Genomic DNA, 12560 nt, shown 5'->3' with positions numbered 1-12560 from the left:
GCCGGCCCGGCGGGCTCAATCTTAGCGTGTGGCGCGCGGTGATGGAAAAGCTATCGGCACGAAGGGACGTGCATGAGGGATGCAGAAGCGAGGCGTCAATGAATACCGGCGGCCAGCCATGTCCGTACGAGCGGGATGACATGCTCGCCGGCCAGCATGCCGAGCAGTCCGACTAGCGCGATCGTCGGCGGCGCGGGCGATTTCACCTGCATGACGCTGTAGATCAAACCGACCACGACGCCGGCAATAAGCGAGATCAAATACGCTTTCATGTGTGATAAACCCATCTGAAATGCGGGCTGCCACGCCCGCCGGTCGCTTCGGCAATTACATCGTGATAACGATCCGGCCACGGGCGCCGGCGGCCACTGCCTCATAGGCTTCGCGGGCCCGTTCGAGCGGGAATTCCTGTGCGATGGCCGGCGCCTGCAGCTTGCCGCTTTCGAAGCCTTCCACCAGTGCGGTCATCAACGGCGCCGATTCGGCGACACCCAGCTTGGCGCTGTCCACGCCGAGTAGTTGCGTTTCGTTGTGATAGAAGTCGATCAGGTCGAACTCCACGCGGCGTTGACCCGTGGCGCTGATTTCCAGCACCCGGCCGCGGCGCCTGACGAGACTCAATGCGGTCTGAAACGCGACGCCGCCCACCGTGTCGTACACCACGTCCGCGCCGGCGCCGCCTGTTAGTGCTTTCAGGCGCGCGACCGCGTTTTCGTCGAGCGGAACATACTCGTCGAGCAGTTGGGCTGCGGGCGTACCGGCGGAAAGCGGATGACGATCGACTCCGATCACGCGCGCGCCTCGCGCTTTCGCGATTTGCACCACCGCGCCGCCGACAGCGCCACCCGCCCCGATCACGGCAATCGTCTCGCCCGCTTGCAGGTGGGCGTACTCGACCGTGCCGAGCCACGCGACCACGAAGCTCACGCCGATCGCGGAGGCCTGCGCATGGCTGAGCGTGGTGGGCTTGCGCGACAAGGCGGTGAGCGGAATCTTGATGAACCCGGCGTGCGTGCCGTCGCGTGTGAAGCCGATGTCGCCGCCCGTGCCCCAGACTTCGGCGCCGAGCCATGCTTGCGGGCCGTCCACCACGACGCCGCTGAAGTCGCGGCCGGGCGTGCGCGGCAGGACGGTGTGTTCGAAGTGGCCGGACACGTTCTTGACGTCGCTCGGATTCACCGAGGCCGCCTTGATTTGCACGACCGCGCTGTCCGCGTCGGCTTGGGGCGTCGGCAGATCGACGGTTTCGAGCACCTCGGGGTTGCCAAAAGTCTTGAACTGAATCGCTTTCATCGCTTGTCACTCCTGTCGGATTTTGCGCCGCATCGTGCAGCGGATGAGCGTAGTCTAGATGGCAGATACAAAAGCATTGAGACAAAGACTTTCGAATTTCGGACAAAACGTGCGGTGGGCCGGTGTGCAGACCACGCTGGGTGCTCTTCTGGTTGCTGGCGCGAAGGGTCTACCCGCCCGTGGACAGCTTGCCGTGTGCCGGCTCGATCGGCGCTTCGGAAGCCGTTTCGCTAAGCGTGCCGCCCGGGTCGAAGCCCGTCGGCGACGCACCCAACTCGCGGCGGAACATATCGCTGAAGCTGCTCGGCTGGAAGCCCAGCGAGCGCGCGATGCTGTTGACGGGGCGTCCCTCGGCGAGCCCCGATACGGCCACCGCCAGTTGCACCTGACGTCGCCATTCGGCAAAGCCAACCCCCAACTCACGCGTGAAGAGGCGCGCCAGCGTGCGCACGCTGGCGCCGACCGATGCCGCATGCTGTTCGAAGCTGATCGAGATCGAAGGGTTGTCGATCACCGCGCGGCACAGTGCGTCGAGCCGCCGGTCCGACGCGTCGGGCAGGGCGATGCGCAGTGACGAGCGGGGCGCGTGCTCCAACTCCAGCATCGCGAGACGATAGGCGGCTTCGAGGTAGGTATCGTCGCGCGCATGGGTGAGCTCGTACTCCGCGATCGACGTGATGAGTTCGCGCAGCAGGCCGTTGATCTCGAATACGTCGCTGCGATGACTCAGATGGCCGACATTGCGCTCGTGGAGATAGATATTGCGCATCTCCACCTCGCTCATCATATGGATGGAATGGACGGTGCCGGCCGGCAGCCAGACCGCGCGCTGCGGCGGCACCACCAGCGCCTCGCGGCCGACCTCCACCCACATCACGCCGGAGACCGCGTACAGCACCTGCGCCCACGTGTGCGAATGCGGATCGATGCGCAGCCCACGCGGATAGTGACGCGCAAGGGAGCGGGCGTCGGCGTCGTCGTGAAGTTCGGGTGGGCGGGCTTTGGGCACGGCGGTTCGCTTCGCTGTTCACGGTTCGCTCTTCGCGCATGAAGAGCGCGGACCCTGGGTGGCCCGTGTGCGAAGCATAGCGCGAGGCGCGCGACGGTGGATATTCCGCGGTTCAGCCTACGTACGATGCCCCATCAGCAACAGCAGCAAGGACAAGGTCGCCACCGATCCCACCGTCGACAGCAAAATCGTGCGCGAGGTAATGTGCGCTTCGCGGCGGTAGAACTCGGCCAGCATGAATGGGCCGGTGCCGGTGGGCAGCGCGGCCAGCACGACGGCCATCTCGACCAGCGCGGATGAAAGTCCGAACACGCGTGCCGCGAGCCACCAGGTCAGTGCCGGCTGCCCCAGCAGCTTGACACCGGTCAGCAGCAGCGAGATGCCACGCGCTCCGGTTTCGGACGACGGACGTTTTTCCGCGAGGAACAAGCCGAGGCTGACCAGCGCGCAGGGACTGGCGGCGCCGCTCAGCAGCTTCAGAAAGGTCTCCGCGCTTTGCGGCAGCGCGACGTGAGTGCTTGCCAACAGCACGCCCGCAATCGGCGACACGATCAACGGATTGCGCGCGAGCGAGCCCAGCACTTTCAGGCCCAGCTTGTGTGGCGCGCGTTCAGTCTGCAAGCCGACCTCGATCAGCACGATGGCAAGCGCGAAAAGCACACACGCGACAAGGATCGTGGCGATCGTGGTCGGCGTCAGGCTGGCGGAGCCAAACGCAATCATGCCGAGCGGAAAGCCGATGTAACCGGTGTTCGGATACGAGGCCGCAATCGCATCGACGCTCGCGTCGGCCAGGTGCTGCCCGCTGAGCATACGCAGGGCGAGAATCGGCAGAAACGCGCCGATACAGCCGATCGAAAATGCCGCGACGAAGGCCGGTTGGTAGAGCTGCTGCCACGTGGCATGCGCCATCGTGTCGAACAGCAGCGCGGGCAGCGCCAGCCAGACGACGAAACGGTTGAGTTCGGACGCGCTGTTCGGTCCGAGCAGGCCACGCCGGCGGCATGCAAAGCCCGCGAAAATCAGGCCGAATACGGGAAGCAGAATCTCGAGAGTGGCGAACATCGATGCAAAGGAGAGCATGGGCGCATGGCGCAATGCGCCAGCCTAGTGACTTGCGTTGATACAATCCAATACTGTTTTTTGCCTCCAGCAATACCTTTTCTGCATCGTCATCCAGCCCGAGGGCGTCGTGATCGATATCAAGCCGTTACGCTATTTCGTGACGCTCGCCGAGACGCGCCACTTCGGCCGCGCGGCTGCGCGCCTGAATCTGTCGCAGCCGCCGTTGAGCCGGCAACTGGCGGCACTGGAGGCGAGCCTGGGTGTGACGCTGCTCGAACGCAGTCCGCGCAGTGTCACGTTGACCGCGGCGGGCGAGCGCTTTTACGCGGATGCGAAGGCGATTCTTGCGTCGGTGGAGCAAGCCGTCAGCAATGCCCGGGCGGCGGCGCATGGCGACGCGGGCAAGCTCGCCATCGGTTTCACCATGTGCGCCGCGTACAACGTGGTGCCGGGCTACGCGCGCGCGTTCGGCGCTGCGTTTCCCGAGGTCGCCTTGAATCTGCGCGAGGTCGTGTCGAACGATCTGGCCGCGCAAGTGCTGTCCGGTCAGATCGACGCGGCGATCATGTTTCCCGGTGTGCCCGACAAGGGCATCGTGACGCGCACGATCCTGCGCGAGCCCTTGTGTGTGGCGTTGTCGCGCAGTCATCCGCGGGCCCGCGCGCGGCGTCTCGCGATCGCGCAACTGGCAGGCGAGTCATTTGTGCTGGCGTCCGAGGAAGTCGCGCCGAGCTTGCGCGCAACCATCCTCGAGCATTGCCGCTCCGGTGGCTTCGAACCGGATATCCGCTTCGAAGTGCAGTTGCAGCAGACCGTGCTGAGTCTCGTCGACGAAGGAGTGGGCGTGGCGCTGGTGCCGGCGTCGATGCGCAAGGCGCAACTCGCGGGTGTGGTGTTCCGTCCGTTGGTCGATGCGCCGCTGATCGAGCAGGTGCTGGCGTGGTCGCCGGCTAATCGCAACCCGTGTCTGGCGCGGTTTCTTGAGCTGGTGTGAGGGGCGGCGTGGCTGCTCACGCGTATGCCCTGAAGCTGAGGCGAAGCCTCTTCGCATGCCGGCGATTGCGGTGCGGGGCGAGCATCGCCACGACACGCTGCTCCGGATTTTCGCCACGAACCCGGCGCGCAAAAAATCTGCGATCATGCCAGGCACTCTGCAACGCCTCTTAACCCTAAAGCGTCCATACCAACCACAGCCCGCCCATGTCCAGCCGCCCCACGCTCCTCACCACCGACCGTCTGATCATGCGCCCGCATACGCGCGACGATTTCCTCGAGAGCTATGCGATGTGGTCCGATTCCGAAGTGATCCGCTACATCGGCGGCAAGCCGTTCACGCGCGAAGAGGTCTGGGCGCGGTTGCTGCGCTACGCCGGGCATTGGGCGATGATGGGATACGGCTACTGGGTGGTGCGGGAAAAGGATAGCGGCCGGTTCCTGGGGGAAGTCGGTTTTGCCGACTACCACCGCGATATCGAGCCTTCATTGATGAACACGCCGGAGATCGGTTGGGCACTCGACCCCGCCGTGCACAACCGCGGCTACGCGACCGAAGCAGTGAACGCCGCACTCGCCTGGGCCGATACGCAGTGGCCCGAGGGGGAGACCGTCTGCATCATCGCGCCGGAAAACCAGCCGTCGCTGCGTGTCGCGCATAAGTGCGGTTATCGCGAGCAGCATCACACGACGTATAAAGGCAAGCCAACCATCGTGCTGCGGCGAATGGCAGGCGTTGCCTGAAATCAGCTTCCGTATTCCCGATTAACCGGCTTTGCCTGCCGCCGCCCGTTGCCGTGCGATCAGATCCGCCAGCTGTTCAAGCTGCTTGCCCTGTGCATCGAAGTTGCCGGCATCGAGCCAGCTTACGTAGCCCGGGCGCAGCACAGGCCATTCGCTGTCGATGATCGAAAACCACGCGGTATCGCGATTGCGCTCGTGATACACGATGGCCTGGCGGAAGATCCCTTCGAACGTAAAGCCATAGCGCAGTGCCGCCGCGCGCGACGGTCCATTGAGCGAATCGCACTTCCATTCGAAGCGGCGATAGCCGAGGTCCTCGAACACATGGCGCAATACCAGGAACATGGCGTCGGTGGCAATGCGTGTGCGCTTCAGGCGCGGCGAATAGGTGACGTGCCCGACTTCGATCACGCCGTTCGCGCGGTCGATGCGCATTAGCGCGAGCGTGCCGACTGCCCGGCCAGTCGCCAGATCGATCACCGCATAGTGCAGCGGATCAGGCGACGCGGCCATGCGCGTCAGATGCTCGCGATAGGCGGCCAGGCTCTCGAACGGTCCAACCGCCAGATAGGTCCAGTCGCGGGCGTCGGCCGCCGAGCTGTAGGCCTCGTACAGATCCGCCGCATGGCGCTCCACATTCACCGGTTCGATCCGGCAGTACTGGCCTGTCAGCGGCTCGCGGCCGGGCGCCTGAGCGCCTTTCCAGTCCGGCACGGGGACGCCGATGGGCTGCTCAAAAGCGTTAAGTCTGGATTCCATGTCTGTTCTCCTGGGGATAGGGATCGTCGTTGCTTATGGAGAACGATACGGCAAACGTGGTATGTTAAAAAGATCCAGCGGAACAGCATTTGATAGGTCCAGACAAGATGATCGAGATCATTGGCCCACTCACCAATCCTGCCGCGAAGACCGCCGGGGGCGCCTTAGCCGGGGGCGCCGCAGCCGGTGCCGAAAAGTCCGTGCCGCTGCAAAAGCAACTGATCGAGCGTTTGCAGCAGGCAATCCTCGCCGGGCGTTTGCCGGCGGGGTCGCTGCTGCCGTCGTCGCGCTTGCTGGCGGCGGAGATGGGCGTGTCGCGCAATACCGTGGTGATCGCGTACGAGCATCTGGCTGCGGTCGGCTATGTGGTGGCCGACAAAAAAGGCACGCGCGTGAGTCCGCTTTCCAGTCCGGCAGCCCGCGGTGAACCGCAAACCCTGCCGCCTGCGCCGGATGTCGCCTACGCGGCGCGCGTCGCGCAGTTCGCGGCGACCCGTACCCATGCGGACAACACCTTGCCGATGACGCCCGGCACCCCCGCGCTGGACCATTTTCCATTGGCCGCCTGGCGGCGCGCGCTGGAGCGGTCGATGGAGCGCGCGTTGCCGCTCGCGCTCGGCTACGGCGACCCGGCGGGCGAGCCGGCGCTGCGCGACGCGATCGCCGCGCATTTGCGGATGGCGCGTGGCGTGCGCTGCCAGGGCTCGCAGGTGGTCATCACCGAAGGCGCGCAGGAAGCGCTGAACCTGTGCGTGCGGCTGTTCACCAATTCGGGCGACGTCGCGTGGGTGGAGGATCCGGGCTATCGCGGCGCCAAGGCGGCGTTCAATCTCGGCGATCTCAGCATGCTGCCGATGCCGGTCGACTCCGAAGGCATCGCGGTGCCGCCCGAGGCGTGGCGTACGCATCCGCCCAAGCTGATCTACACGTCGCCCGCCCATCAGTATCCGACCGGCGCGGTGTTGTCGGTGGCGCGCCGGCTGGAGTTGATCGCGCAGGCGCGCCGCTGCGGCGCCTGGCTGATCGAGGACGATTACGACGGCGAATTCCGCCACACCGGCGAGCCGATCGCCAGCATGCAGGGGCTGGTCGAGGACGCGCCGGTTTTGTACGTCGGCTCGTTTAGCAAAACGATGTTTCCGGCGCTGCGGATCGGTTTCGTGGTGCTGCCGCGCATCATTGCCGCGCACACCGCGGTGGCGTTGCAGGAGATGCTGCGTGGCGGGCATCGGCTGGAGCAACTGGCGCTGGCGCATTTCATCGACAGCGGCGAATTCGGGCGGCATCTGGGCCGCATGCGGCGCTTGTATCGGGAGCGCCAGCAGGCGCTGCGCGATGCGCTCACCGAACATTTCGCGCCATCGCAGATTCTGGGCGGCAATTGCGGTATGCATCTGACGCTGCGCCTGCCGCCGTCTATTTCCGATCGGACCCTTGCCGAACGCGCGCTTGCTCAACGGCTCAATCCGCGCGCGCTGTCGGGTTTTGCGCTGCAACAGCGCGACGAGGCGAATGGTCTGGTGATTGGCTATGGCAGCACGCCTGCCGGACAACTGCCGCCCGCCGTGCGCGTGCTGGCCGGGCTGGCGCGTGAGGTGGCGGGCGAGTCGGGCGGCAAGGCAGCAGGCAAGGCAAGCAGTAAGGCAACGCGCGCACGCGTCGTGTAAGTTTTTACGTCTGTCCGTGCGGCCCATGTCGCGCTATCGTGTCGCTTATGCGCGGTGATTCTGACGTGCGCGACGTCGACGAATCGCCCGCAGGTCATGCCCAGCGCACCGCCTTGCAATATCGCGTGACACGTGCCGCTCGCGGACCGAGCCGCTGCCGGGCGCGGGCATGAAGCATGCCTTTGTTGTGCTTATCTATGACGATCTATCTGACCGGAGACGACATGAAGGAAATCGAACCGACCGCTTGGTTTGAGCTCGCTGCCCATACCCCCGTCCGCGAAGGCTGGTACGAGGTGCAGTTGACGAGCGGGGACACTGCATTTGCGAAATACGGCGACGGCGTGTGGACCGAAAAACCGCTGCTGGTGTTTACGCACTGGCGCGGCCTCTCCGCCGACCCGTCGAAAGCTGTGGACGGCGAGGCAGAATCGATCGGCGCCGAGGCCACTGCGGCTCAGGGCGTGCGCGCCGCATGGAACGCGTTTTTCCCAGGACTCGGCGAAGACCAGCACAAACCGTTGGACGCCATGCCAAACGGCAAGGCGCCGCATTGATTGACGAAATACCCGGGCGGCGGCTGACCGGCTGCCGCCTGACGATATTGGCAACGCCAACGCCAACGCCAACGCCAACGCCAACGCCAACGCCAACGCCAACGCCAACGCCAACGCCAACGCCAACGCCAACGCCAACGCGTTAGCGGCCGCCTTCGGGATAACGGCTTCTTCTCAGCCCGCGGCGCTTGCTTCTGTCGCTTACTTCTGCTCCAGCGCTTCAGCCGCCATTCGGCCGATCTCCATATCAATGTCCGGCGTCTCGCCCGTTTCGAGAATCCACGCCGCGGATAGACCCGACCACGCGAGAATCCATTGCAGCAGGCGGCGTCTGTCGAGCCCGCCGATTTGCGCCACGCGTTCGACGCGACGCTCAAACCTTCCCGGCACTAGCGCCGACGCCATGTCCGGATTGCAGAAGATGTTGGCGTAGTCGAAACCGCGTTCACCGTACAGACCTTTCGGGTCGATCGCCAGCCAGCCGCGCGCGCCGAAATCGAGCACGTTGCCGTGGTGAATGTCGCCGTGCAACACGACCGGGTCTTGTGGCGTGGCGAGCAGCGCATGTGCGGCGTTCGCGCTCCCGGCCAGCCAGCCGCCGTATTGCTCCGCGGCGGGCCAGAGACTCTGGAACCAGCGCGGCAAGCCGATCAGTTCGGGTAGCGGTTTGTGTCGCGGCGCGTGGAGTCGTGCAGCGGCGGCGCAGAGGATCTCGATGGCGTGATCGTCCGCCTCGCTGCCGCCCGTGCGGACCTGATCCACTAACGACCGATCGCTGACGGCGCGCTCCAGCAGCAGGGCGTCGGCATCATGCGCGAGCACACGGGCCGCACCGTCGCCGTCCCACCAGACCATCAACTGCGCGCCGAATTTCTCTTCGGGTTCCTGTGCAACTTTCAGCATCGCGGCGACGCCGTGCTGCCGCACTGGCAGCAGACGGCTGCTATGCGTGCGAATCGGCTCGCCGTCCGGCAGCAAGTTCCATTTGACGATGTACTCGGCGAACATCGTGCCTCAGGCGGCGAGCGAGGCTGCGTGGACCGCGGCGGCAAGCGCAATGGCAGGCGTGGTCAGCGGTTTTGTCCCGGCCTTGACCAGCAAGGCCGCGCCTGCCATCGATGTTTGTGCAAACGCCACCACGTCCGCGCCGCTTTCGTACGCGGCATCCGTAGCGGCGGCGATCATGGACAGATAGCCCGCCTGATCGTCTGCTCTGAAACGGTCCCACGCGCCGTCAATCAACTGAACCTTAACCTCCGCGGCGGTACGCGCGGCGGCTTGAGCGAACAGGCTGGTGGTCGGGTCGAGTGTGGTGGACACGGTACATAGCACGACAACCTTGCCGCCGCCCGCTACCGCGTGTTGAGCCAACGCCGCGTCGGCCCGCAGAACAGGCACCGGAGCGGCCCGCGCGCCGAGGGCGTCGTCCACTGAGGGGCTGAGCGTCGAACAGTTGAGCAACACGGCGTCTGCGTTGTCCGTTAGCGTGAGGAGCACCTCGCGGGTTTGCGCTGCGATCTCGTCGGTCAAGCCGCCGGCTCGCTCAGCGGCAGCGAGCAGGTCCGCACGGACCACATGCGTCAACTCGAGCGACTCGAATCCGGCGGCGCGGGCGGCTGCGTCGAATATGGCGATATTGCTGTCAGCGGTATGCAAGCAGACGATACGCACGGTCTTTCCATCGGTGGGTGGCGGTTTTGCATTCTCGCCTGAATCGCCTGGAAATGGCACCCGCGTGTGGAAGTCACGCTGATCTCCTGGCGCGGCGGCTTGCCCGAATGTCGCTCGTAGGGCTATTCCATCCGCTTTGCGCGTCGCCGCTACAATTTGCCTGATCCATTTGATGCGGAATAGCACCTATGAAAGTCACCCGGGAACCCGTCGCATTGTCGCGCGCCACGCAGTTACTGAATCATGGCCCCGTCACGATCATTACCAGCGCGCACGGCGGCCGCTCGAACGTGATGGCGGCATCGTGGGCAATGCCGCTCGACTTCACCCCGCCGAAAGTCGTGGTGGTGGTGGACAGCCGCACGCTCACGCGGCAACTGATCGAAGCGAGCGGCGTGTTCGGGCTGCAATTGCCGAGCCGTGGATTTGCCGCGCAGACGCTGGCGGTGGGCACCAACGCGGGCACTGAACTCGACAAGTTCTCGGCCTTCGATCTCGAGACTTTCCCGGCACAGGAAATCGACGTGCCGATGCTGGCCGGCTGCATCACGTGGATGGAATGCAAGGTGATTCCGGACGATAGCCAGCGGCACGATCTGATCATCGGCGAAGTGGTCGCGGCGTACGCGGACAGCCGCGTGTATTCGAACAATCGCTGGCATTTCGGCGACGATCCCAATCTGCGCACATGCCATTACGTGGCGGGCGGCACATTCTTCGCCACGGGCGATGCGTTTGAAGTCGAGCCGGCTGCAAGCGGGGCGGCAGACTAGCCGACTCGCGGCGGCGCGGCCATGCTCCGCGCGCTACTTCCGCCGCAGAAACTTGCCCGCCTTTTGCTCCAGCAGCGAGACGAGCTCGGGCTGCATGAACGTGTAGTTGTCGGGGATATCGAGGCAAATCACTTTCTTGCCGTTCAGACACGCGCGGAATTTTGCCGACAGCCTTGCGCGATGTGCTTTCTCCATCACGAAGACAATGTCGGCCCAACGAACCTGCTCGGGTGAGAGCGGAACGTCGGCATCCGCGGCCAGACCGGCCGAATCGGTTTCGACGTTCGGCCAGCTGGCGAACACCTGCTCGGCGGTCGGGCTGCGCAGGCGGTTCTTGCTGCAGATAAACAAGGCACGCATTACTCGCTACCTGACGGTATGCGTGGCCGGAGGCAAGCGTGTCTCACCTATTGCCATCGGCAAATGCCGTGAGCGCATCGCCCGCCAGCCGGTAGCGAACCCATTCGCTTTGCGCGCTCGCGCCGATCGATTCATAGAAGCCGATTGCCGGTTCGTTCCAGTCCAGCACGCTCCATTCGAAGCGGCCGCAGCCGCTCTCGCATGCAATCTGGGCCAGGTGGCGCAGCATCTGCTTGCCGGCACCGCTGCCGCGCGCTGCCGGCGATATATAGAGGTCTTCCAGGTAAAGCCCCTGTTTGCCGAGCCACGTCGAGTAAGAGAAGAAGTAGACGCTAAAGCCGATCGGCTCGCCGTTCATTTCGCAGATTAACGCCTTCGCTGTGGACGTTGCGGAGAACAGGCTTGCTTCGATGTCTTTAACAGTTGCGACAACTTCGTGCTCCGCTTTTTCATACACCGCGAGTTCGGTGATAAAGCGGAGAATCAAGGCGGCGTCGGATGCGTGGGCGGGGCGGATATGGATGGTCAAGATGAAGGGCTCGGTCGGTCTGAAGTGTGAATCGCAGGGGCCACCAGGCACGGCAGCCACGCTTCTGCCCGCTATAGTACGTGGGACTGAAGATTCAGGGTAGTGACACCGGCGTGCTCACGATATCCATTCGCGATGGAGTTTCTCGCTGTCGCCCAGATAGTCGAGCACCCAGTCCAGCACCGGCGGCGTTTTTCCGCCATACCAGGCGACGCAACAGGGCGCGGGTGCCTTCGGATGCTCGACCGTTTTTTCCACCAGTGCGCCGGACTCGATATAGGGTCGCGCAAGATGCACCGGCATGTAGCCGATTCCCAAACCTTCGGTGAAGCAATTGATCGCGCGCAGCCAGTCAGGCACTACGAGTCTGCGTTGATTCGGCAGCAGCCAGGTGGTGCGTTTCGGAATATCTCGCGAGGTGTCCTCAAGACAGATCGACGGAAACGCGGCCAGCACATCGTTGCTCAAGGGCGTCGTGACTGTGGCGAGCGGATGGTTCCGGCTCACCAGAAACGCCCATTCAATCGAACCCATGTCCCTGAACTGAAAATCTCCGCCGACCGGCACCGCCGTGGTCGCGCCAATCGCGATGTCGCTGCGGCCGGTGACGAGCGCTTCCCATACGCCGTTGAACACTTCGATCCTCACGATGAGTTCTACGTTGTCGAAGTGCCGGTAGAAGTCCGCCATCAACGCGCTGATGCGGTCGGCGCACACGATGTTGTCGAGCGCAATAGAGAGGCTCGGCTGCCAGCCGTTGGCCACGCGCAGCGTCTCGCGTTTGATTTCGTCCATCTTCTTAAGCATGCCGCGCGCTTCGTCGACGAAATGATGGCCAGCCTCGGTCAAGACGACGGTTCGGTGCAGGCGGCGAAACAGCTCGACGCCAAGCTCCTCCTCGATATTCCGGACCGCGTAGCTCACCGCCGACGGCACCCGATGCAATGCCTTCGCCGCGGCGGTAAAGCTGCCGGTTCTGGCAATCAGGTCGACCAGTTGCAGCGATTCTATCGACAGCACAAGCGTGCTCCTCACTGTGAAACGATTTAACGGCAGAAGTGAAAATATAGCGTTTCAGGTTTTAACGGGACAAGTAGATACTGTGCCGGGTTCGCTTATACGACAGGCATACGGGCCTGG

Annotated in this window: 15 protein-coding genes; 5 read left to right on the top strand and 10 right to left on the bottom strand. The window is 64.2% G+C overall.

Annotated features, from left to right (window positions below; genetic code table 11):
• Window positions 1–95 precede the first annotated feature (95 nt).
• The 4 genes from BCY88_RS37705 to BCY88_RS37690 form a co-directional block, all read right to left on the bottom strand.
• Window positions 96–272 carry a DUF1427 family protein gene (locus BCY88_RS37705; RefSeq protein WP_120349157.1) on the bottom strand — a complete coding sequence of 59 codons (177 nt, stop codon included), beginning with the start codon at window positions 270–272 and terminating at the stop codon, window positions 96–98.
• A gap of 55 nt (window positions 273–327) precedes the next feature.
• Window positions 328–1293 (bottom strand): quinone oxidoreductase family protein, encoded by a 966-nt coding sequence (locus tag BCY88_RS37700; protein WP_120349156.1) that lies wholly within the window; start codon window positions 1291–1293, stop codon window positions 328–330.
• Window positions 1294–1462: 169 nt separating this feature from the next.
• Window positions 1463–2302 carry an AraC family transcriptional regulator gene (locus tag BCY88_RS37695; RefSeq protein ID WP_120349155.1) on the bottom strand — a complete coding sequence of 280 codons (840 nt, stop codon included), beginning with the start codon at window positions 2300–2302 and terminating at the stop codon, window positions 1463–1465.
• A 117-nt stretch (window positions 2303–2419) separates the two neighbouring features.
• A complete protein-coding gene (locus tag BCY88_RS37690; RefSeq protein WP_120349267.1) occupies window positions 2420–3367 on the bottom strand; it encodes an AEC family transporter in 948 nt (315 codons plus the stop codon).
• Window positions 3368–3494: 127 nt separating this feature from the next.
• Here BCY88_RS37690 and BCY88_RS37685 point away from each other — a divergent pair, with 127 nt between their 5' ends.
• Entirely contained in the window at window positions 3495–4361 is an 867-nt protein-coding gene (locus BCY88_RS37685) for a LysR family transcriptional regulator (RefSeq protein WP_120349154.1), read from the top strand.
• A gap of 206 nt (window positions 4362–4567) precedes the next feature.
• Window positions 4568–5104: a GNAT family N-acetyltransferase gene (locus BCY88_RS37680; protein WP_120349153.1), complete on the top strand. Its 537-nt coding sequence runs from the start codon at window positions 4568–4570 to the stop codon at window positions 5102–5104.
• 21 nt (window positions 5105–5125) lie between these two features.
• Here BCY88_RS37680 and BCY88_RS37675 read toward each other — a convergent pair whose 3' ends face one another.
• Window positions 5126–5863 carry a GNAT family N-acetyltransferase gene (locus BCY88_RS37675; protein WP_120349152.1) on the bottom strand — a complete coding sequence of 246 codons (738 nt, stop codon included), beginning with the start codon at window positions 5861–5863 and terminating at the stop codon, window positions 5126–5128.
• Window positions 5864–5970: 107 nt separating this feature from the next.
• Between BCY88_RS37675 and pdxR the strand changes: the two genes are divergently transcribed.
• Complete coding sequence (pdxR, locus tag BCY88_RS37670) at window positions 5971–7530, top strand: MocR-like pyridoxine biosynthesis transcription factor PdxR (protein WP_120349151.1); 1560 nt, start codon at window positions 5971–5973, stop codon at window positions 7528–7530.
• A 224-nt stretch (window positions 7531–7754) separates the two neighbouring features.
• Window positions 7755–8087 (top strand): hypothetical protein, encoded by a 333-nt coding sequence (locus BCY88_RS37665; RefSeq protein ID WP_120349266.1) that lies wholly within the window; start codon window positions 7755–7757, stop codon window positions 8085–8087.
• A 201-nt stretch (window positions 8088–8288) separates the two neighbouring features.
• Here the strand turns inward: BCY88_RS37665 and BCY88_RS37660 are convergent, their stop codons facing one another.
• Both BCY88_RS37660 and BCY88_RS37655 read right to left on the bottom strand, forming a co-directional pair.
• Window positions 8289–9095 carry an aminoglycoside phosphotransferase family protein gene (locus tag BCY88_RS37660; protein ID WP_120349150.1) on the bottom strand — a complete coding sequence of 269 codons (807 nt, stop codon included), beginning with the start codon at window positions 9093–9095 and terminating at the stop codon, window positions 8289–8291.
• Between the two features lie 6 nt (window positions 9096–9101).
• Window positions 9102–9758, bottom strand: coding sequence for an aspartate/glutamate racemase family protein (locus tag BCY88_RS37655; RefSeq protein ID WP_120349149.1), 657 nt, complete (start codon window positions 9756–9758; stop codon window positions 9102–9104).
• A 188-nt stretch (window positions 9759–9946) separates the two neighbouring features.
• Here BCY88_RS37655 and BCY88_RS37650 point away from each other — a divergent pair, with 188 nt between their 5' ends.
• Window positions 9947–10531 (top strand): flavin reductase family protein, encoded by a 585-nt coding sequence (locus BCY88_RS37650; protein WP_120349148.1) that lies wholly within the window; start codon window positions 9947–9949, stop codon window positions 10529–10531.
• A gap of 33 nt (window positions 10532–10564) precedes the next feature.
• Here BCY88_RS37650 and BCY88_RS37645 read toward each other — a convergent pair whose 3' ends face one another.
• From BCY88_RS37645 to punR, 3 genes are all read right to left on the bottom strand, one after another.
• The gene (locus tag BCY88_RS37645; protein ID WP_120349147.1) at window positions 10565–10891 is read right to left on the bottom strand and encodes a low molecular weight protein tyrosine phosphatase family protein; all 327 of its coding nucleotides are present in this window, start codon (window positions 10889–10891) and stop codon (window positions 10565–10567) included.
• Window positions 10892–10934: 43 nt separating this feature from the next.
• On the bottom strand, window positions 10935–11420 hold the full coding sequence (locus BCY88_RS37640) for a GNAT family N-acetyltransferase (protein ID WP_120349146.1): 486 nt from the start codon (window positions 11418–11420) through the stop codon (window positions 10935–10937).
• A 117-nt stretch (window positions 11421–11537) separates the two neighbouring features.
• Window positions 11538–12440, bottom strand: coding sequence for a DNA-binding transcriptional activator PunR (gene punR, locus BCY88_RS37635; protein ID WP_120349145.1), 903 nt, complete (start codon window positions 12438–12440; stop codon window positions 11538–11540).
• Between the last annotated feature and the right edge of the window lie 120 nt (window positions 12441–12560).

The organism is Paraburkholderia fungorum (assembly GCF_003610895.1).
Lineage (GTDB): Bacteria > Pseudomonadota > Gammaproteobacteria > Burkholderiales > Burkholderiaceae > Paraburkholderia > Paraburkholderia fungorum_B.
Note: the sequence above shows the minus strand (reverse complement) of the source record. Positions and strands in the feature narration are given on the sequence as shown.